The organism is Paenibacillus albidus, assembly GCF_014644435.1.
Lineage (GTDB): Bacteria > Bacillota > Bacilli > Paenibacillales > Paenibacillaceae > Paenibacillus_AQ > Paenibacillus_AQ albidus.
Window position 1 is genome coordinate 1 of the sequence record NZ_BMKR01000017.1, and the last position, 23,077, is coordinate 23,077.

A 23,077-nucleotide genomic window follows, 5' to 3' on the forward strand; every position below is an offset into this window, starting at 1 on the left:
AAGCTTGCGAATTGACCTTTTTACTGTGTCCACTCTATTGACAGAAGTACACTGAGTCCGCTTCCTTGCACAGCCGGGCCTAAGTCAACCGCTGATTATGGATTTGAGCCTTTAATATAGAGCGTTTTAATCTCATAAGGGGCAAACTGGAGCTCCACTTCCCCTTCGGCATGGGCGATCTGTTCCAGCTGCTCTTCCAGAGCATTGGACAGGTAAATCGCCTGAACCGGGCGTTTCCATTGCAGGCGAAGCCGCTCCCGCCCGCCTGAGGATTCATAGAGGCGCAGTACAGTGCCCCCGCCATCTTCGGACGGCTTGATGGTATCCAGCACTACATGCTCCCCGGAGAACCCGATGAAAGAACCGGAAGCCGGAAGCTTGCCTTCAGCCGAGTCAGCAGCGACTGTATACAGCCCGTGATTCAGCTCTGCAGCACGGCGCAGGGTATGGGCCTCCCGCCAGTCTCCCTCATGCGGGTATAGCGAATAGGTGAAGTCATGCTCGCCCAGATCGGCGGTAGCATCCGGCCATTTCGGTGCACGCAATAGCGACAGGCGAATCGTGCTGCCCTGAATGTCATAGCCGTATTTGCAGTCGTTCAGCAGGCTGACGCCATAGCCGCGTTCGGATACATCGGCGAAACGGTGTCCGCATACTTCATATTGCGCCTGCTCCCAGCTCGTGTTACGGTGCGTTGGGCGTTCCAGAGCGCCAAAAGGAATCTCGTACGTTGCTTTCTCCGCCACCAGGTCCAGCGGAAAGCCTACTTTGAGCAGCTTATGGGCTTCATGCCAGCTCACATGGGTCTTGAAATCGATCCGCCGGTCCTGATGATACAGGATCAGATCCTGGATGATGCCGGATTGGCCCAGCCTCCAGCGGAAGCGCAGCACATCCTGAACTGTACCGGACTGCAGCACCGTTTTCTCAATCAGCTCGGCTTCCCCTGCGGGCTGCGCCTCATAACGGCTGTCAATATCCCAGGCATCCCAAAGCGTCGGACGGTCATGGAAAAAGTGCAGGCGGTTGGCGCGTTCACCAGGCTTCACAATCTCCCGGCCCGCTTGTTTGTCGAACAGACTGCTGATTTCTCCCCGCTCATTAAAAGCAAGCCGGTAATATTCCGTCTCCCAGCCGTCTCCCAGCGGGACGGGTTCCAGGGGTATAGCAGGCGATAGTCCAGACAGCCCAGCTTCCGCAGTCTTCGCTTCCGCACCAGAGGCAGCTTTAGCGCTAACCTCAGCAACCTCCGAAGCCTGATCGCCGGACTTGCTTCTGATCCAGATCGTCTTATAACCAAACGCCGGAATACCGGGAACGAACACGGAGATCCGCGGGGTACCTGCCCCGCCGTCACCGCTGCCCGATCCATTGCCGGCTGGCAGGTCCGCCTTCAGCGGCAGACCCTGCTCGTCATACGCAGCCAGGTGTCTGCCGTGTGTTGGTTCGTTCAGCTCAAGCTCGACAACGGCATCCCTTGTCCAGCCTAGACTGTTGAAGATAACGAAGGCGCTGCCCTCGCCGGCAGCAGCAATGCTGCCGGCCAAAGCGGATAGGCCCGGCTGCAGCGCCGCATGGCCATAATCAAAAATCTCTTTATATTCCTTCTTTGAGGTCTCGTAGGCTTCCGTAATCGCCGAGCCCGGAATAATGTCATGGAACTGGTTCAGCAGAATCAGCTTCCAGCCCTGATGCAGGCGCTGGGCATTTGCCGCCCGCTGCTCTGCATCCAGCTCCGTTGAAGCCAGGGTCTGCCACAGCTCCGCTTCACGGTACAATATCTCCGCCTGCCGGTTATTCCGCTTGTTCCGGGCATGCGTGGTATAGGTGCCGCGGTGCAGCTCCAGATACAGATCGCCCCGCCACTGCGGCAGCTGCGGCTGAGACCGCGTAATGCCCGCGAAGAAATCAGCGGCATTGCTGTACTTGCTGGCCGGCTGGCCGACCATCAGCTCCGCGCGCTGGATATATTCCAGCATCTCGCGGGTGACACCGCCTCCGCCATCGCCGTGCCCGTAAAGCAGCATCTGCTCATTGTGCTTGTCCTTCTCGCGGAAGGACTGATAATGTTCATGAATATCCTTCGGCAGCGTGTTCTCATTAACGCCGTGGTTCAGGTAAGACAGCATGGGCGTTCCGTCAATGCCGACCCAATGAAACAGATCATAAGGAAAAACATTGGTATCATTCCAGCCCAGCTTGGTGGTCATGAAATATTCGATCCCGCCGTGCTTCAGGATCTGCGGCAAGGAGGCGCAGTAGCCAAATGTGTCCGGCAGCCATTCAATCTGCGAGGTCTGGCCAAATTCCTCCTGATAAAAGCGCTGGCCATACAGCATTTGCCGCATCAGCGACTCCCCGCTCGGAATGTTGAGATCCGGCTCAATCCACATTCCGCCTACAAGCTCCCAGCGGCCTTCACGGATTCTGGCTTTGACCTTCTCGTACAGAACCGGGTCGTTGTTCTTCAGGTATTCGAACAAAAGCGGCTGGCTCTGGGCATATTGATAATCCGGATATTCATCCATTAACGCATTGACGGTTGAAAAGGTCCGGCTGGTCTTGCGCACAGTCTCACGTGCAGGCCAGAGCCAGGCGATGTCAATATGCGACTGGCCAACCATATGCATCGTGCCTTCGGCAGAGCCGCCGATCTCCTTGATTCTGTCCCGCAGTTTCTGCTCAATCAAGGAGATTACGCTGCCTTCGCGGATAACTTGCACGTCAAGGCCCAGAAACTCATCCATCGCCACATATAACGCTTCCAGCATCCGGGTACGGCGCTGGTCCTGCTCCGGCAGCAGAACCGCTGAATCACGGATGACTACCACCGTGTACATCAGGCTCTGCACCGGTCCATTGACCAGGACCAGCTGACTGCGGATAGCGCGGATCGGCGGCTGGATGACAGCCTGCTGATTCAGGGGATCGACCGGCTCGGGTATCGGATCGAACAGTTCAATCTCAAGTTCAAGCGGATGTCCGGACGCATCACCCGCCAGCGTTACAAAGGTGTGGTTACGGTCCAGTCCTTGCCGCGATTCCCCATTCACACGCAGCAGCCCTTCTCCGCCGGATTCAAACACCAGTCCAACGTGGCCGGTTGACCACGCAGCCGGAATTGCAAAGGTACGGCGGAAGAAATAAGTGGTTCCCTGCACACTCGGGAACAGGTCGTAATTGCTGCCTTCCGTATACGGCTGCGGCTTGTCGTATTGCCCCGGCAGCCGGTACACGGACGAGTCGATCTTCCAATCGCGAAGCTCCTGCACCTCAAGCCATTGCTGCTCGGAGAGCTCGCGGATGAAGCGTCTAATACGTTCCATAACTTTACCCCCTCACGGTTAAGTCAGCGCTGAGTGTATCATTCACATGTCTGCCAACAAGCACTTTGAAGCTGCCGGGTTCAACCACCGGCTGCAGATCCGGTCCGATATACTGCAGCTGCTCCGGACCTACAGTGAACTGCACGGTCCGTTTCTCGCCCGGGGCCAGCCGGATTTTGCGGAAAGCCTTCAATTCTCTGGCCGGACGGGTCACCTTGCTGGCCACATCGGAAATATACAACTGGACCACTTCGGCCCCTTCACGTTCTCCCGTATTCTGAATGTCTACGGTAACTGTGGCCGTCTCATCTGCTGCAATCACTTCAGGCTCTACTTTGAGCGCCGAGTAGGCGTAGCTGGTATAGCTGAGTCCGTAGCCGAACGGATATTGAGGCTGTGAATCCGCCTCCAGATATCGTTTGCCACGCGAGCGTTTGCCGTTGTAGTACACCGGAAGCTGGCCGACATCCTTAGGCACCGAAAGCGTCAGCTTGCCGGACGGATTCACATCGCCGAACAGAATATCCGCCACCGCCTGGCCGCCTTCCTGTCCCGGATACCAGGCCTCGAGAATCGCATCGGCATGCTCGTCGATCCAGGGCTCGCTCACCGGCCGGCCGTTGATATACACCACAATCACCGGTTTTCCAAGCTGATGGATCTGCTGGATCAGCTCCAGCTGGACGCCTGACAGCGCCAGCGACATCCGGTCGATCCCTTCTCCGCAGTCCATGTCATTCCAGGCATTCTCCGTCACCTTCGAGGCGCCGGTCTTCAGATCAATGCTGCCTTCTCCGAAATCGCGTGCACTGGAGCCTCCGACTACCATTACGATGGTATCCGCCTGCTCCGCACAGGCCATTGCCGCTTCAAAACCTTCCCGCGAATCCCCTTTAATCCGGCAGCCGGGCGCATACAGGACCCGCTGGGGCTCTGCAGCCAGCTTGCTGCGAATCCCCCGCAGCACCGTCGTTACTCTGTCCGGCGGCTGCGGTGAAGTATAGTCGCCAAGCTGGTTATATCCGGCGTCGGCATTCGGGCCAATGACGGCAATCGTACCGGAGGCCTTGGAGAGCGGCAGTACATCCGCTTCATTCTTGAGCAGAATAATGCTCTCACCCGCAACCTGCCGGGCTAGCAGCCGGTGCTGCTCACTGCCGATTACCCGCTCGGCGGCCTCAGGATCGGCAAAAGGCTGCTCAAACAGGCCCAGCCTGAATTTGAGGGTCAGCACCCGCAAGGCCGCGCGGTCCAGCAGCTCCATATCCAGGCGGCCTTGTCTAACGGCCTCCAGCAGGTAGCTGCCGTATATTTCCCCCGACATTTCCATGTCGATTCCGGCCTTCAAGGCCTGTACCGCCGCATCCATGCCGTCTTCGGCTACATCATGGCCGGCTGCCAGCATATCAATGGCCCCGCAGTCGGTAATCACGAGACCTTCGAAACCCCAGGCCTTGCGGAGAATATCCTCCAGCAAAACGCTGTTGGTGGTGCAAGGCACTCCGTCAATCTCGTTGTATGCGGGCATAATCGACACCGCTCCGGCTTCCACCGCTTTCTTAAACGGCAGCAGATCCACTTCGAGCAGCTCACGCCAGCCCATATGTACAGGCCCGGCGTTCCTGCCGCCTTCGGAGCTGCCATACCCTACGAAATGCTTCAGCGTGGCGCCTACGCTGCCGGGGCTTTGCAGCGATTCCCCCTGCAGCCCTTCAACCGCGGCAACCGCCATCTCGCCGATCAGATAGGCATCTTCCCCGAAGCACTCCTCGGTGCGTCCCCAGCGGGGATCGCGCACCACATCCAGCACCGGCGAGTAGGTCACCGCGCCGCCCTGACTACGTGTCTCCAGCGCAACGGCGCGGCAGACTTCTCTGTACAGCTCCACGTTCCAGGAGCTGCCGAGCGACAGAGGCACCGGGAACACGGTGGCCCCGATCGCCATATGGCCATGCGAGCATTCCTCGCCGATCAGCACCGGAATACCCAGCCGTGAATGCTCCAGCACATAACGCTGGAGCGTATTGACCGCCTCCGCTCCCTCACGGGGCGACAGGCCACTCTCCAGCGAGACGCCGGTCCACGGGTCTGCACGCAGCATCCCGTAGAGCGAGCCCACGCCGCTTTGCTGCACTTGAGTCTTAAAGTCTTCTGTCAGTGTAATTTTACCATCTCTATGTTCATAGGTCTGCCAGCCAAAAGGCTGAATCAGCTGGCCGACCTTCTCTTCCAAAGTCATCAGTCCGAGCAGATCCTCCGCCCGTTCTCCAGCAGGTTTATTCGGGTCTTTATAGCTCATATTCTCCACTCTCTCCTCTGCCCTGATGAGCTTATTGTTTTTTTATTCTTTAACGGCCCCTACCGTAAGCCCTTGAATGAAATAACGCTGGAAAAACGGATAAGCAAATATAATCGGCCCCGTTGCCAGCACCACCATCGCCATCCGCGAGGTATCCTGCGGCATCGACCGCAGAGCTTCCAGACTGAGCGAGCTGTTCTGTGAATTCTGCAAAATAAACTGCATGCTCGTCTCGATCCGCATCAGCATGGATTGCAGCGGCACGAGGTTCGGATTATCGATGTACAGCAGCGCATTGAACCAGTCGTTCCAGTAGCCCAGGGTGCTGAACAGCGCAATCGTCGCCAGACCGGGCAGAGACAAAGGCAGCACCAGCGTCAGGAAAATGCGGAACTCGCCGGCCCCGTCGATTTTGCCCGATTCAATAATGGCATCAGGCACACTCGTGCTGTAGAAAGTGCGCAGAATCATAATGTAAAAGGCGTTCACTGCCAGCGGCAGAATCAGTGCCCAGATCGAATCCTTAAGTCCCAAAAACTGCGTAACGATAATGTAGGTCGGAACAAGTCCCCCGTTGAACAGCATGGTGAAGAAAGCGAAAAAAGCAAAGAAATTGCGGTAACGGAAGCTTTTCCGTGAAATGGCATAAGCGTAAAAGGCAATAAACAGCAAGCTGACGATCGTCCCGATGACCGTTACAAAAATCGTTACGCCATACGAACGCAGCAGCATATCTCCGGATTCAAACACGTAACGGTACGCGCCGAGGCTCCATTTCTCGGGAATCAGCTTGTAGCCGTCTCTGGCCAGCACTCCTTCATCCGTGAACGAGATAATCACGACAAAGAGAAACGGGAACACGCAGAGGAACGCGAAAATCCCGGCAATCAGATTAAACACCACATTCCACGGTTTGGAGAGATGATGGAAATCACGTTCTTTTTTAGTAATGGAAGACATATGGGCTCACTCCCTTCAGGTAAGTTTAGAACAAGGCGCTGTCCTTGTTGTATTTGCGTACAATATAGTTGGATGTCATGACAAGCACAAAGCCGACAACCGATTGATACAACCCTGCGGCGGTACTCATCCCAATCTCACCCGTAGTTTTGAGTCCTTGATAGACGTAGGTATCAATAACGTTGGTGACACTGTAGAGCGTCCCGGAATTTCGGGGCACCTGGTAAAAGAGGCCGAAGTCGGCATAAAAAATCTTGCCGATCGCAAGCAGCGTCATAATCGTGATGATCGGATTCAGCAGCGGCAGTGTGATGTTGCGGATCTGCTGGAACTTGCTGGCCCCGTCGATCATCGCCGCTTCATAAAGCGATTTGTCGATCCCCATAATGGCTGCGAGATAAACCACGCTGTTGTAGCCGACTGCTTTCCATAGATAGACGAAGATCAAAATGAACGGCCAGTATTTTTTCTCCGAATACCACTGAACCGATTCCATGCCCATGAATTCCATCACCTGATTCAGCATTCCGCGCTCCGAGCTCAGGAAGCTGAATGCGAAATAGCCGACAACTACCCAGGACAGGAAGTATGGCAGGAACATCCCGGTCTGATAGACCTTGGCCAGCTTTTTGTTCACAATCTCGGACAGCACAATCGCCATCAGCACGGACAGGATCAAACCAAGCACGATAAATGCCCCGTTGTAGAGCAGGGTGTTGCGGGTGATGATGTAAGCATCATTGGTGGTGAACAGAAATTTAAAGTTGTCCATGCCTACCCATTTGCTGTCGATAATGCTGGCCCAGAAGCCATCCCGGCTGAAACGGTACTCTTTAAAAGCAATGACGGCTCCCATCATAGGCAGATAGGAAAAGAAGAGAAACCAAAGCGCACCGGGCAGGACCATGAGCAGCATGACCTTGTTATTGATGATATTTTTGATAAAACCGCTGGTTTTTTTCACGCTTATATCCCTCCTGATAACTCATATGAATGGTAAAAAAGACCGGGTAAGGGGCCGCGCCCCTGCCCCGATCTTCTTATCCAATGTGTATTTATTTGTTGTTTTCCGCTTTCCAGGCGTCAATTTGCGTTTGGGCTTCGGCGATGATCGCATCCAGACCGGCTGCCTTGAATTTCTCAATGGCTTTTGGCAGATATTCTTCAGGATCTACCGTACCCGTCATCAGCGGCGCCCAGAATTCTTCCTTCACGTTCTGGACAGCAGCGATTTCATTGGTCACCTTCGAGGTGTCGAAGTTAAAGCCGAGCAGTGGTGCATTCACACCGGATTCGTTGAATTTCTTGAATTCTTCCCATTTGTTCTCGGGATCTCCCTCGTTCAAATAGTTGATCATGATATTGCCCAGCGAGAAGGTAGGCATGTCATAGTTCTTGGATTCCGGCAGGTTCTTCATTGTGTTCTCACCGGTCTTCTCGTAGTGCACGCCTTCGATACCGGAGTCAATCATATTGCGCAGAACCGGATCGGTGTTGAGCAGGTTGAGGAATTCCATTGCTTTCTCCGGATACTCGGAGTTCGCAGAGATCGCTTGCATCGAGCCCATTACAGACCAGTTGTAGATGTACGGCTCACCGGCAGGTGTCGAAACTACAGGATAACCGTAGCTTGCCGACCACAGGTTGTCCGCCATTGGCTGGGTAGCCGCGCGGTCCATGAACCAGTTGGACGATTTGTACAGATCGTCTACCGAAGTGGTAGTCGCTACTTCCGGCGAAATGTAACCCGCCTTGTAATATTTGCGAACGGTTTCAAGACTGCTTTTCAGCTCCGGACTTTCCAGGATGTTGACGATCTTGTAATCCTTGGTGTCCATGTAGACCGCCATAGGCATTTTCTCAATAATGTAGTCGAAAGGCAGTATCGGCATGAAATCCTTAACCATGGCATACGGCGTGATTCCCGGCTCATTCTCCTTGATGGTCTTCAACAGCGGCTCGAGGCTTTCCATGGTTTTTACACCGGAAATATCAAGCTTGTATTTGTCCAGAAGCTCTTTGTTAAAGCGCCAGACTTCCTGGGCAGGCAGCTCTTTGTTGGCCGGCACGGCATAATTGTGGCCGTCCACCTTGGAGCCTTCCAGGAACGCAGGGTCAATGGTATCCACAACCCCTTTTCCATATTCATTAAGCAGGCTGTCCAGTTCCATGAATGCTCCCTTGCGGGCATTTTGCACATAATCGAACGCCCAGGAACTTGTAAACAGAATGTCCATCGGTTCGCCGGAGGCTACCTTCACCTGCATTTTTTGCGTATAGTCGCCAAAATCAATCATATTCATCTTCACGGTGACATTAATTTTCTCTTTGGTGTATTTGTTGACTTCCTCCATGACTTTGTCCAGATCCTTTTGCGGTCCGCCTATCGTGTACCAGATCAGCTCAACCGGCTTTTCTGAAGCTGCACCGTTGCCGGATGACCCGGTATTGGTGCCCGTGCCCGTCGCAGCGTTGTTGGAACCGCCGCCGCACGCGGTAAGTGCCAGCGAGAAAGCCATCAGTGATGTCAGTAACAGGGAAAACCTTTTTCTCTTCTTGCCCATTTCTATAAAACCTCCCCTTTGTTTACCTCAAAATAGCTGGGATATTCCGGAATTCAGCCAGCCGTTATTGCCTTCAAGGACTACCTTTACTGTAATTTATGAAAGCATTTTCAGACAGAAGCTAAAGTAAATAAATCATGTAGAAAATAAAGAAAAAAGCTTGCTGCGAAATGTTCCGCTAGACAAGCCCTTTATATTCGGTCGGGGAAATGCCCACATGCTTTTTGAACTGCTTGTAGAAATAGCCGGTCTCCCAGTAGCCCACATTCCTGGCGATTTCATGCACTTTAAGCGCAGAGCTCCGCAGTTGTTCCTTCGCCTTCTCAATCCGGTATTTATTGATGTAATCCGTAAAGGATTCATTGACTTCCTTATGAAACAGCTGCCCCAGGTACACCGGGTGAATGTTGTACTGGACACCGAGTGTCTTGAGCGACACATCCTCGAAATAGGACTCATGAATATAATTCAGCACCTGCTGCACCACCGGACTCTTCACATCGCGGATCAGCGCATCCACTGTTACCGCCGCCGCTTCCTGAATAATACGGGTCAGCTCGCCAATGGAGGCAGTGGTGCGGATGCGTCCAAAACCGTCTGCGAACAGCTCCGGCTCCTCGACATGCCGAATTTCCTTCAGCTTCATCTTGAAGCGGATCAGCCACTCCATGGCGAAGCCCTGAAGAAGATCCGGAGTGATGCCCTCCATCTGGCGCAGCTGCTCAAAATGTGCCGCAATCCGCTCAAGCAGCGTTTCCTTGTCCCTGGCCATAATCAGCTTGAGATCTTCCTCCCACTGGATCGGCATGCCTTCGGCCACAGCAGCCTCATGCCTGCGCTGAAGCTCCTCGTACCGGAGCAGCTCAAGCTCGGGGAAAAGCATAAAGTATTCCTGGGCTCTTTTGGCATGCCGGTAGCTAACCGCAGCCCCGCCTTCAGCTTCCTCCACCGTTCCCACAGATAAATGCAGCGGCCGGCCTGCGGATAAGGACAACAGCAGCTGTGCGTGAAGCTGCTCCACCGCCTCTTTGCCCCGCTGATATTCACTTAGCAGGTGCAGCAGCACAATATCCCCGTCCATATCCTGAAAGGCAATGACGGAGGGATTCCCGTTCAGGGCCTGTGTACAGAGCCGGAACAGCTCTGCATGGTCAGCCTCCGGCCTCAGCAGTGCAGCCTGCACCAGCGGCTTGTCCATCACAATCCCCAGAAATTCCGCCCGCTCCCGGAACTCCTGGGGTCCGATCTGGTTATGCAGCCAGCGGTGCATCACGTTGTCCCGCAGAATGGAAATGCTGTGGGCATTAAGCTTGTATTCATTTCTGGACACATCAAGTTTCTCCCGGGTAGTATTCAGCGTAGCCCTGAACTCTTCCAGATTAATGGGTTTCAGCAGATAATTCTCAATGCCGAGCGCCATCCCTTCCTTCAGATAGCCGAATTCATCATAACCGCTGAGGATAATGACTTTGATCTCCGGCTGCGAATCACGGATAGCACGGATCAGATCCAGACCATTCATAAGCGGCATGGAAATATCGGTAATCAGCACATCGGCCCGCACGTTCTGCAGCGCCTCCAGCGCTTCCTGGCCATTCCCGGCCTGGCCGACAATCTCCATGTCCAGAGCGGACCAGTCGACAATATCATATAAACCTTCGATAATAAAAGGCTCGTCATCCACAATGAATACTTTATACATATTTTGGCTCATCCTCTCCCAAATCGGGGAAATACACAGTCACTGTTGTCCCGACGCCCGCTTCACTTTCCAGCTGTATCCCATGCTCGCCCCCGTACAGAAGCTTCAGCCTGTCATGGATGCTCCGCAGGCCAAAGGATTCCGATTGCTCCTCCGGATTCATCAGACCCTGCTTCAGCTGCTCCAGCCTTTCCGGGGAAATCCCCCGCCCGTTGTCCGTCACCACGGCACGCAGAAATGTGCCTTCACGCTTCACGGCAATATGAATCCGGTTATCGTTCTTATCCACCCGCATCCCGTGCAGAATGTAATTCTCGATAATGGGCTGCAGAGACATCTTCAGTACAACCCTTCCCTCCAGCTCTTTGCTGCAATCCAGCTCATAAGAGAATTTATCCTTGTAGCGGATGCGGAACAGCTCCAGATACAGCCGGCAGGCCTCCAGCTCGTCCTTGAGCGTATGTTTGGGCTTCTGCTGCACATAACTTTTGAACAGAACCGACAAGCTGTAGATCATCTCGCCTACATCCGAGGCGCCTTGGGAAATCGCCCGCATCCGGATGACCTCCAGCGTATTGTACAAAAAATGCGGATTCACCCTCGCCTCAAGCGCGGCAATTTCAGTATGCTTTTGCTTGATTTCGGCTTTGAATACCCTGTCGATATGGAGATTCAGCTCGTCCAGCATATCGTTGAAGCTTTTGGAGATTTGCCCCAGCTCATCTTCTCTCACATCGGCAATCCGCGCGTCCAGATCACCGTTCTTCACCTTGCGGGTGAACTTGATAATGCCATGCGTCCGCTTGGCAAAATTATTGATAAATAACGTAGGCGTAATAATCGCAAACAAAAGACAAATCAGGCAGATCACAACAATCATATTGCGCAGACCCGCGTAAGTGGCGGCAAGCTCCTGCTTCGGCACGGCGCTGAGCACGGTGAACCCGCCCTGGGTGTGCGTCAGCTTCGTAATCATCATCCCGCCGACCTCCTCGCCATCCGTATAGGCAGAGGTGACTTGTTCCAAATAGGGATATTTCCGTCCGTAAAATGTACCTGAAGAATCGAAGAGCACATCTCCGTCGGCCGAAAGCACCAGTATCGTACCCTTGAAGTCATTTTTATAATTGCCCATGCTCTCCCAAACCTTGGCTGCATCAAAATAAACTAGCAACTGGCCAATATTGCTTAAAGAGAGCTTGTTGTTAATCGGCGCGCGGACAGAGAACACCGGTCCAGCGGGTGGCTCAATCGCCTTGCTGACCCAAATGTTAGGAATGGACACACTGCCCTCCTCTTCCAAATACAGAGCGTCGGGGATATAGGAATGCGCCGCATTGGTCGAGATAATCTCGAATTGCTTATGGTCGTTGTACACATACATATGCTGCTCAGCCGAACTGTACAACATCAGACTGCGGATATCCGGGTCATCTTCCACTTGATTACGAAAAAACTGCACGGTATCCGTTGTTGAGTTACTCTCGCTGAAATAGCGGTCCAGCCTATATCTGACATACTCCTCATAAGGATGCTCCAGCAAATAAGAGGTGTTGGCCGTGAGTTCACTGTCGCGGTATACATCTCTCATCATCGTCTGGACGGACTCATACTTCCGTTCGATATAGCTGTTGACGCTCTCCACCGTACGCTTCTGAATTTCCAACTGCCTTTGCACCGCTGCCTGGGACATCAGCAGGAACATTAAATAAGAGAACGTGATGATCGTAACGACGGCAATTACTGCGAAGGTCAGAATGATTTTCATAAAAAGATTGTTCTTCAAATACTTTCTGTACAGTTTCCCCGGGAGCATCAGGAACCTCCTATAGTAAGGTGAAGCTTCTGCTTCGCCGCTTGCCATTATGGCCCGTAAAATAAAGTATAGCATGAGTTAAGAACGCCTGCGGACGGTAAAACCTTACATGAATCCTACGAAAATACAGCCTGCCCAGGGAGCACCCGCTCCTTGGGCAGACCGTAGGATCAAACTGTAATGTTCATCTTATATAGTTCAAAATAAACTGTGCCGCTTCGGCCCGGGTGGCCAGACCGGCGGGAACAAACTCCCCGCCCGTGCGGCCTTTGACCAGTCCAAGCGAAGCTGCCGCGTTCACACTGTCCGCCGCCCAAGCTGCAATGTCACCGGAATCGGCGAATGCTGCCGGTGCCGCTGGCAACAAGGCTCCATGCTGATGTGCATAGGCACGCATCATGAGGGTCACAATCTCCTGGCGGCTGATATCCGCGCCGGGATCGAAGCGGTCCGCCGTACGTCCGGAGACGATTCCTGCCTGCACCAGGGCGGAAAGCTCCTGCTCATACCATACGCCGGAGGACACATCGCTGAACGTCAAGACCGCCTGGTTCTCCAGCTTCAGCACACCGGCCATCAGCTTCACAAACTCGGCTCTCGTAATGCTGCGGGCAGGTTCATATCCAGTCTCGGAGGTTCCCTGCACCAGATGTTTGGCCGACAGCAGACGGATCGTATCCGCAGCCCAGTGGGCCGCCGGAACATCGGCAAAGGATTTGCTGTATTCCAGGAGAGCAACCTTTCCTGCACCGTTAAGCTGCCCTTTCAGGAATCCGTCCGCATAATCTCCGCCCAAATAAGTAAGTGTGCCATTCTCCGCTATCGCATACAGTCCAAGCAGACCGGTGCTGTAATCGGAGCCCGCCTCCCATTTCAGGGCAACCGGCGGACTAAAGGCTGTCAGAGGGCGGACCGTACCACTGCCTGTCAGCAGGCCCAGTTCAAAATTCATTCCCGTGCCGCGTAGAGTTACGCCGCTCTTTGTCTTCAGAGCGGCCAGATTCAAGGTTTCCGGACGGATGATCCCCTGAATCTTACTGCCTGCAGCCTCAGTTTCATTAACCAGTGCCTTTAATTGCACCAGCAGCTCCGGTGCGATGCCCAGCGTGGCACTTTCGGTAACCAGCTCAAGCTGGCGGGTGCCAAGCAGCTCGCCTGCATTCACAGGCAGCTCAACAACGGTTACGCCTGCCGGAATGCTCACGGTTACGGAGCCATTCGCAGCCGTAGTACTGAGCTCAGCTGCCGTAACAGTCTTTACCGCGGCTGCCGGGCTTGGAGCTACTGTCGCAGCCGGGGCCCCCGAAGCTGCCGGAGCGGAGCCACCCGTCTCTGGAGCTGAAGTCGGCTGCGGCGTTGCTGCAGGAGCAGGATTGACCGTGAAGTCGATTGCTCCGCTCTCTTGCACAGCCTTGTATTCGCGTCCGTTCAGCTTTTGGGTGTTGGTGACTGCCACTTTGTATTGGCCGGCGTCTGCCGCTTTTACCGCTGTAAGGGTATAGGTGCTGTCCCCGGCATACTCAAGGGCTTGCCCGTCCTTAAACCATTGATAGCTCAGATCGCCGTATACCGACGAAGCCACTACGGTAAAGACGGCCGACTCGCCGGCAACCGCAGGATTCCGGGAAACGCTGTAAGAGGCGATAACCGGTGCAGCCGTAGCCGGATGAACCGTCAGGGTCAGCTCGTTGCCGGTTTTGGTTGCCGGTTCCGTGCCCGGCTTGCCGGTCAAAACGACACGGAACCGTGTTCCGTTATCAGCTTCAGTGGCAATAAAGCTGTACACCGCAGAAGTCACACTCTCCGCCGTGCTCCAGTCTTCTGCTCCCGTTGCCTTGGTCTCCCAGCGGATCGATTCGACATCCCCGCTGGTCTGTACGAACAGCTGCACTTCCTCACCGGAAATGACCTCAAGCGCAGAAGCCAGATCGGCCGTGAAGTCCGGAGCCACTCCAGGAGCCCCGGCCGGAGTAACGTCCAGGACAAATTCGGCTTCTACCTTGGCACCGACAGCATTGGTTACGGCAACCTTGTATTTATAGCCGTTCATTTCCGCAGTCAAAACCGGCAGCGTATACTGGGCTTCGGTTCCGAGCAAATCGCCATAACCGCTGCCCGTGTCCGCATACCAGGCATAGGTCAACTGGCCTGCTCCGGCAGCAACAGCTCTTAGGGTTCCAGCCGTTCCTTCACGGAAAGTACCTTCACCCACAATGTGCACCACCGGTGCCTGCAGGGCCCACTTGGCCTTTAATGTAAGATCGCCATCCACCTTGTCTTCGGCAAAATCCCACTTCCGCTCTCCCGTATACCAGCCCTCCAGCTCATAACCTTCTCTGGCAATACCTGAAGGCAACGCCAGCAAGGTCCCATATACGGCCTGAGCGACCGTAGCCGCCGGTTCACCGCCATTGGCATCAAAGGATACCTTGTGGCTTCCCTTCAGATACACCGGCTCGGACTGGTTGCCCGCATAGTCCTCCATCACGACATGCACCACTTTCGCCGTAGAGCGGAAGCTTAAGCTTGCTTTGGTTGTCCGCCCCCGGATAATCATGGGCTTATTGCCGGAGCTGTAGGTGGTTGCAAAGGATTTGGCCACCCCATCCTCGTAGACGTACAGGTACCGCCAGTCTCTGGTGTTCGGCATCGGCAACTTCAGCATGTCTTGCTCCCAGGACCAGGCTTCCGCATACGGCTCAGCGATTGTGTCGATAAAACGCCCGCTCACCGATACCGGATCGGAACTTCCTGCCGTGACTGTAACGATGTAATCATCGCCGTTCACCGGCATCCCGGTGAATACCGCAGAGGTGGAGCCTGCCGGAACAACGGTCTGCTGCTGCACCGGCTCCGCAGTTGTAATCCAGTTTACCGACTGCACGCGGACGGTGACGTCTCCCGCTGTGTTGCCGGTATTCGTCCAGTTCACGGCCAACTCTCCATCTTCTTGGGAGTTTACCTTAACATTTAAGACTGCCGCATTCAGGTCAAAATCCAGGGTTGCCGCATCGCCCTCCCGGCCGTCTGCACCAACGGCCACGACTTTAAGCGTCCCGGATTTAGCCGGAAGGTGCTTGAGGTAGAATACCTCATCATATTTTCCGCCCATAAATACATTGTTTACATAGACATTATATTGCTTCACCTTGTTGTAATCAGGGTCCAGCTTCCACTGAACAACCATTTCATTGGTATCGGCGTAAGCCTCTGCAATCGCAAGGCCCTCTGGAGCAGCAGGCTTCACGGCCGTACCGTCAGAAATCCGGAGGTGTCCGATATTCATCTGATAATTGGCTACAGCCCCTTGGCCGGGATCAAAGACAAGTCCAAACGCGGCAATCGTCTTGCCTGCATAAGCGCTCAGATCCAGCTCCTTCGTTGCCCAGCCATTGGTCTTCCGGCCGCTGTCCGGAACAGCGACTTTGACCACGGTATCCGGATCGTCAGCCAGGATAAGCCCCACCGACATCGCCGATGTATCCGTGGCTGACGGCTTATTGTAGCTGATGGACAGCTTGGAGCCGGCCAACACATCCAGATCTGTTTTGTATAAACGCAGGAAGTTCTCTGCATTCAGATTGCCGTTCACGGTAAGCGAGCTGCCGCCGTTAAACCCGCCGAGCTGCTCATAGTTATAACGTTCCGTGGCCGAGATGTTATATTCGGGCCCATAGTCGAAGTCCACTGTAAGCTGATTGCCTGTCGTGTCCTGCCACCATTGCCACGTAACAGGAATGTCCTGCAAGCTCATGTTGGACCATTCATCGTTGTTTGAGACTGCACCATTCACATAATAGGACAACCCGTGTCCAGTATTGAAGCTCGTATAAAAGTGATTGTCCTTAATGACTGAACGCTCTGCAATGACAGAAGCCATCCCCGGCCAATAACGGTTGTCGGCATAAACATCGGAGACCGTGTTGGTGGCGGACTTGGCAGTATTCTTGGGATTCACGTTCGGACCGGACCACCACAGCTGCTCACGCAGATGAGTCATCCACTGGTAGTCATTCTCCGATCTGTGGGAGACGGGATAGGACAGTCCCATATCTTCATCTAGCCCGGCGTGTACAAAATCGGCGCCAAGCGTAGCCAGGCTGAGTCTCGGCAGACCGTTCGCGTCCAGCTTGCTGGCAAGCGCAGAACCATTGATGGATTTGAAGCGGTCACGGCCCGCTTCCAGCCCTGCATAGGCCACATCATACAAGTTGTAGCTGGTGCCCAGGCTGGCATTAAGATTGCTCAGATAAGCCGCAGCATTCGTAATCTGTGTATTCCCGGCCCCGTAATCGAAGAAAAACGAATTGGACACCGGTTCCTTCGTGCTTTTGTCCACTAAAAAAGAGATGTTGGTATCGTTCAGCGTCCGAGCGAACGTGTTCGAGCCGGTATTGGTATTCAGAGAATCGTACCACTGTACGTACAATCCGCCCTTTTGCAGCGTTTTCATAAATGCGATGTAATCAGGGATGTCCTGTACTGCGACATTCGGACTCATTTCCTCCTGATTGACAAAATAACCGTCAAAGCCAAAATAATCGGCCATTTCAATCAGCTTATCCGCTACCGGAAAATTGCCGTGCTCATCCCGGACGATCATTTGCTTGTAGGTTTGCTGGCCGCGGTCATTGTTGGAAAAGAAAATGCCGGCCAAGGACATCACGCCATTCTTATGCGCCGCGTCTGTATAGGTAGGATTCGGGATATTCAGCATGCCGAATTCGAACCATTTTTGCTGCCAGTCCTTCTGGGCCAGCTCATCATAATATTCCGGCGGGGTATAGGCAGTTGCTGTGCCGTGCCAGTAGGAGTAATAATCGATATATTGCCAAAAGTTAAAGTGGTACTGCGCAAACTTGTTGGTATACGGCGCATTCTCGATAAAGGCGTTGCCGTAGTCGCCTGCCACATTCATCATTTGTGTCTGCGGGCTGAGCGCCGGGTTGGCCTGGGTAGCGGCAAAAGGAGCAATCCGCGGCTGCAGCGGCACACGCGATCTAAGCAGCTCCGCATCCGGATCGGTGCCTGGACTCCAGTTCGCAATATGGCTGCTGGTATATCCATGAACATTAGGCTGGTTGGCACCAGGAGCACTGTCTCCTTTGAAAGGCCATGTGTCACCGGCATAAGCCGTTAAGGGAAGACCTGAAACTAGCAAAGCAACAGCCAACAATGTTGATGTCAGCTTGGGAAGTGCTTTTTTACCGGTGTGAATGTTCATTCTTCCATTCTCCTCGTCTTCTAGTGATTTCGGTTGTTCTCTTCTGCAAGCGCCTTCATATGTAACATCGATCACCCCGCCTTGGCTTTTTTTGGTCCCCCCTAATCTAACCCAGAACCGAGCTTACAAATAGTCGCAAAATTAAAGATAAGCTGGACTATTTAAAGATTGTCAGGCCATCAAGACCCAGTGGTCTGGTAATAAGTAGGCGGCTATACAAAAGCTAGTTGAAATAGCAGGGGCGGACGCATCCCCCGCACATTCCAGTTACGGAACAAAATCACCCTGGCAGGTGAATAACAACTTGGAGCTTAACGAGGCCCGGATTGTTGTACAATAGGCAAGATTATCGTCATTTGGCTTGCTTAGAGCTCACGATGAGGTCCCTTCACGATCTATCCGCCGCTGATGCGGACAGGAAATCCTTTATTGGGGAGGATTCGTCTATTCAGCACGACAAACGGACAGAGATTCCGCTAATTGTCCCTTCTCCCCGCATTCTAGGCTCAAACGAACGATATAACGGCTCCTGAGTCCGAGTTCGCCAGGAAAGATGACTTTTTCGCAAAATAGGGTCTTCTCTGTCCGCTTCACTCCGCTGATGGAGCCCAATCCTCCTGCACCGCTTATTTCATCTGAAGCTTCTAACATTGCATAATTTCCTATACAACAAAAAAGGCCACCTCTCAGTCATCCTGATGACCTTGAGGCAACCTTTTTCAAAAAATATCCGATGTGGTTTACTTCCCTTGTTTCTCCAGCAAATTCAGAATGATTGCTACAGCTTCGGCCCGGGTCGCTATCTGGTTAGGAGCGAAGCGGTTCTGGCCGACGCCGTTCACCAGGCCAACATCTGCTGCTGCGGCGATGTAAGGCACCGCCCACTTGGGAACATCCTTCGCATCGGCAAACGATAGCTTAGCTTGTTTGTCCACCGTGATGCCCAGCGAGCGGACAATCATCACGGACAATTCTGTACGGGTCAGCTTTTGGGCCGGACGGAAAGTACCGTCATCATACCCGCCGATAATTCCAAGCTCGGCCGCCTGAGTCACAAAAGCTTGGGCCCATGCCGGAATCTTGCTCAAATCCTTAAAGTTTGGCGTAGCTCCGCTATCCGGCAATTGCAGGGCGCGGGCCAGTATCGTTATAAATTCGGCACGGTTCACCTCTTGATTCGGACGGAAGGTATTGTCCGTATATCCATTGACGAAACCGGCTTGTACGGCCTTTTGAATCGCCGCCGCAGCCCAGTGAGTACTGATATCAGCGAGGGTTACCGGAGTTGAGCCACCGTCACTGCCGCTATTCCCACTGCCTCCGGTATTGCCTGTGTTTGTCCCATTGCCGCCTGCGTTGCCCGTACTGTCTACGATGCTGCCGGTCGTCGAGTTCCCGCCGGTGCCACCAGCATTGCCCGTGCTTCCTCCGTTGTTACTGCCGCCGGCAGGAGCCGGGGTTGCTGTAGCCGGAGTGCCTGGACTTGGCGTTGGCGTCGCCGGAGCAGGAGTTCCCGGCGTTTCTGGTACTTCCGGCGTTTCTGGTGTTTCTGGTGTCGGGGTCGGCGTCGTTCCCCCGCCATTGTCGGATCCGCTCTTCTTCATGATCCCGAATTGTTCAATGATAAACGGCTGCGCCCCATTTTTGTTCTGATCAATCTCGTATGAGACCGCAGTCAGCTTGTTGCCGTCCACGGTGATGCCTACGAAGTTCTGCACCAAGCCGCGCTTCGGACGCGAGCTGTTGCTTGGGTCTGGACCGTAAGGGGCTGCGTGATTCTCATCAGCCACTTCAAAAAGATTATAATAAGCCTCGCCGAGCTCTGGCTTCTGGTTCTTGTAATATACTTTTGCCCCCGCTGTAGCCGGGATCAGATAGATCGAACCATCCGGGTTTACAGTATATTCTACCGTCTGGCCATTGAGCGATTCGGTAATCTTGTCTGTGGCTGCAGCTGTACCGTCCGCTTGGATCGGTTTGGTGCGGGCATAAATATGGTCATGGCCTTGGACGACAAAATCGATGCCCAGTTCAGCCATGATCGGTGCGATTTTGTTTCTGACCCCATTGTCTCCGATAATGTCTTTATCCGTAGCATGGTTGGATGTGGTGTAGGGTCCTTTATGGATATTTACAATAATCCACTGGGCCCCTGCCGCTTTGGCCGCGGTCACATCCGCCTTCAGCCATTCCACCTGATCGGTAGAGAAGTTGGCATACAGGTCGGAATTTTCATTGCTGTTCAGCACAACAAAGTGGGCGTTGCTGTAATCGTAGGAATAATAAGCGCCGGTTTCCGTTGCCGAACCTGGTGCTTCCTTAATATTGAAGTGTTCATAAAAAGCGTTCGCTTCGTCCTCATGATTCCCGGCTGACGGCACAATCGTCGTGTTAAGCAGGCTGTCCTGTGAATGGCCGAGCAGCCAATCCCATTGCTTCTCATTCGTGCCGGTATCGACGATATCTCCATTGTGCACCACGAAGTCAGCGTCCGGGACCGTCGTCAATGCCTTCTCCAGCGTCTCCGCTGAGAGCATCGCTTCGTCTTCCGACTTGGCCTGGGTATCGGCCAGATCGATGAAGGTAAACGCACCGGAAGCAGGAGCAGTACGGAAGCTTCCTGTCTTGCTCCAGATGCCGAGCGCTTCATCGCCGACACGGTAAGCATAGGCAGTATCTGCGCTAAGTCCAGTAGCCTCAGCCTTATGCACGCGTTCTTCCTTGGCGTTTGTTGAGATGGAAGAACGTCCACTGAACCGGATAGCCTTGCTGAAGTCCGGCACAGCATCCGTCTTCTTCACGACTTGCAGATCGTTGCCCACAGAAGCCAGCGGCGTGTACCAGGCAAAACCTTTTGACGTCACAGGATCTCCGTTAAACGTAACGGTTACTTTACTGACCGAAGCCGTAGACGCAATTACGCCTTCCGAGTTCGTTCTGCCGTTTACGGCTTTGATGACGAATTGATAGGTCTTGCCAGGGTCCAAATTACTGACTGTGTAGCTGTAAGCCGTTGTCCCTTGTGCATGAGCAACACTCGCATTCCAGTTCGCCGTAACCTGATCATTCAGCTCATAGATCCTGTACCCGGACACCTCACCCGTTGCCGGAGCATTCCAGGTCAATGTGATCGTACCGTCTTCTCCCCTCGCGGCTTTGGCCTGCTGAACAGGTGAGGCGATCTCATCAGACTTGTGGATGCTGTATTGATCATAGAGGTCTGTTGCTCCCCCGGTAGTCGTGGTATAAGACTGGTAGGACAGTTCCTCGTCCGTCACCGTTACACCTGTGAACATTTCCTTGCCGGGCTGGCCGTATTTGGCGGCAAAAGGGAATGTCCCCGCGGCCACATTGTATTTCTTGTTCCCCGCTGCATTGGTGATCAGGTACAACGTCCCCTTAGGGTCCGTAACCACTCCGCCCGCATCCGGCATAATATCCGTCAGCGGCTCATTGTTGTACATTTGATAACTTCTGGCGAAAGTGTGGTCATGACCGCCCAGAACCATGTCGATTCCAAGCTCGTCGAACACTTTCGTCAGCTGTGCTCTGTAGAACAGCACATCTGTATCTTTGGTATGATTGGCGACGGAGTATGGAGATTTGTGCAGGAACACCACTTTCCATTTCTTATCCGTCTTGGCAACTTCACTGCGCAGCCATTCTACTTGTTTATTGTAAATCTCATTATTCTCCGCATTGGAGCTTGTACCATAATACTCGGTATTGATTACCATAAAATGCGCGGAGCCATAATCCAGAGAATACACCGAACCCTCCGGCTTCGCCCCTGTATTCGATTCGTTCGGCAGATTAAAATGTCCGGCATAATTGCTATAGTTCTTACTCTCATGGTTACCCACTAATGGAACGAGCGGAGTATTCGCGAGGATGGCCTTCGGCTTGTCGAAGAACCAGGACCATTGCTCTTCAATATCCCCGTTATCCACCAGATCGCCGGAGTTCAGGATGAATTGGCTATCCGGAAATTTGGCGAGACCTTCTTCCAGCGTATGATTCCAAATCTCAAAATCCTCTTCGGAAGTTCCCTGTGAGTCGGTTGTATATAAGAAGCGGTAGGCATTGTTAGACGAGGTCTCTGTAGTAAATGTCCCAATCCCGCTCCAATTTCCAGCTTGTCCGTCGCCTGCACGGTAGGCATATTCTGTACCCGGCTGCAATTGGTCAGCAACCACCTTATGGCTGGTGATCAGCGTTCCCTTCTTGGCGGATTTATCCGCTTTGGTCCTATAGACACTGGCTGTAACAGACGTTCCTTCATATGTCAGCACACCTTCGGCCGGAAACTCACCGTTCACGAGCCGTGAGGCTTCCACAACTTCCAGCTTCGTTCCAGTCACCGTCTCCGGTGCATACCATGCAAAACCCAGACTTGTCTGTGGATTACCATTAAACGTCAGCGCGATGGATTCTGGCTTGCCTACACCCGGAACCGCAGGCTCGTCCGCAGGTCCTGCAACCAGCTTCATATCAAAATATAAATCTGAGCTGCTGTCATTCGCTTGGTGAACTTCAGCCGACAGCTCGTTGCTGCCATCTTTCAGATTGCCCATGACCAGGGCCGTGAGATCCACCGTAGATACATTAGGATTACTATTAGAAAAAGTGCTCTTGGTTAAATAGTCGATCTGTCCCGCAGGCATGCCCTCACGATAGATTTCTGCGCCATTGAGGTACAGAACGATCCCGTCATCAAAAGCAAGGGTCGCCTCAATCTTGCCGTAACCACCGAGTTGTGCCGTATCTACATTTAAGTTCGTACGGAAATAAGAAGTGCGGTATTTATGACTTTTATCCGGGCCATAGCTGATATTGGTTTTAAGCGCCCCGAACTGCGAGGTGCTGACCCCTGATCCGTTATCCTTATACCCCAAAGGGGCCTGGCCGGTTTTCCAACCGGTATCATTATAGACGGCTTGCCATGCAGTGCCTTGATCCGTGCCGTCATCTGCATATCTCCAGCTGGAGTTCCCCTCCAGAAGGATCAAAGGCGGTTCGGCCTGCAATTGCTGATCCGTGCCCCCGCTGTTCTCTTCCGCGTAAGCGGTAAATCCGCCGGTAGCAAGCCCGAGTACCATCACCAGGGCCAACACCATCGATACTGCCTGTCTAAATAACTTATTCATCCGTGGTCTCCCTTATTCGTAATATGAACTATTTACGCA

9 protein-coding genes are annotated in these 23,077 nt (G+C 53.5%); all 9 read right to left on the reverse strand.

The genetic code is table 11. The annotated features are described in order from the left end of the window. Positions 1 to 95 precede the first annotated feature (95 nt). Positions 96 to 3,326 carry an alpha-mannosidase gene (locus IEY53_RS19170; RefSeq protein ID WP_189027818.1) on the reverse strand — a complete coding sequence of 1,077 codons (3,231 nt, stop codon included), beginning with the start codon at positions 3,324 to 3,326 and terminating at the stop codon, positions 96 to 98. Between the two features lie 4 nt (positions 3,327 to 3,330). Beyond that, positions 3,331 to 5,625, reverse strand: coding sequence for a glycoside hydrolase family 3 N-terminal domain-containing protein (locus tag IEY53_RS19175; protein ID WP_189027819.1), 2,295 nt, complete (start codon positions 5,623 to 5,625; stop codon positions 3,331 to 3,333). Positions 5,626 to 5,667: 42 nt separating this feature from the next. Beyond that, positions 5,668 to 6,585, reverse strand: coding sequence for a carbohydrate ABC transporter permease (locus tag IEY53_RS19180; RefSeq protein ID WP_189027821.1), 918 nt, complete (start codon positions 6,583 to 6,585; stop codon positions 5,668 to 5,670). A gap of 25 nt (positions 6,586 to 6,610) precedes the next feature. Continuing rightward, a complete protein-coding gene (locus IEY53_RS19185; RefSeq protein WP_189027950.1) occupies positions 6,611 to 7,501 on the reverse strand; it encodes an ABC transporter permease in 891 nt (296 codons plus the stop codon). Positions 7,502 to 7,640: 139 nt separating this feature from the next. Then, positions 7,641 to 9,149, reverse strand: a complete 1,509-nt coding sequence (locus IEY53_RS19190; protein WP_189027823.1) for an ABC transporter substrate-binding protein — start codon at positions 9,147 to 9,149, stop codon at positions 7,641 to 7,643. A gap of 178 nt (positions 9,150 to 9,327) precedes the next feature. Next, a complete protein-coding gene (locus IEY53_RS19195; protein WP_189027824.1) occupies positions 9,328 to 10,851 on the reverse strand; it encodes a response regulator transcription factor in 1,524 nt (507 codons plus the stop codon). After that, positions 10,844 to 12,667, reverse strand: a complete 1,824-nt coding sequence (locus IEY53_RS19200) for a sensor histidine kinase (protein WP_189027826.1) — start codon at positions 12,665 to 12,667, stop codon at positions 10,844 to 10,846. The genes IEY53_RS19195 and IEY53_RS19200 overlap by 8 nt, the downstream gene beginning before the upstream one ends. A 184-nt stretch (positions 12,668 to 12,851) precedes the next feature. Further along, positions 12,852 to 17,891 (reverse strand): endo-beta-N-acetylglucosaminidase, encoded by a 5,040-nt coding sequence (locus IEY53_RS19205; protein WP_189027828.1) that lies wholly within the window; start codon positions 17,889 to 17,891, stop codon positions 12,852 to 12,854. A gap of 740 nt (positions 17,892 to 18,631) precedes the next feature. Next, a complete protein-coding gene (locus IEY53_RS35190) occupies positions 18,632 to 23,038 on the reverse strand; it encodes an S-layer homology domain-containing protein (protein WP_229696237.1) in 4,407 nt (1,468 codons plus the stop codon). Between the last annotated feature and the right edge of the window lie 39 nt (positions 23,039 to 23,077).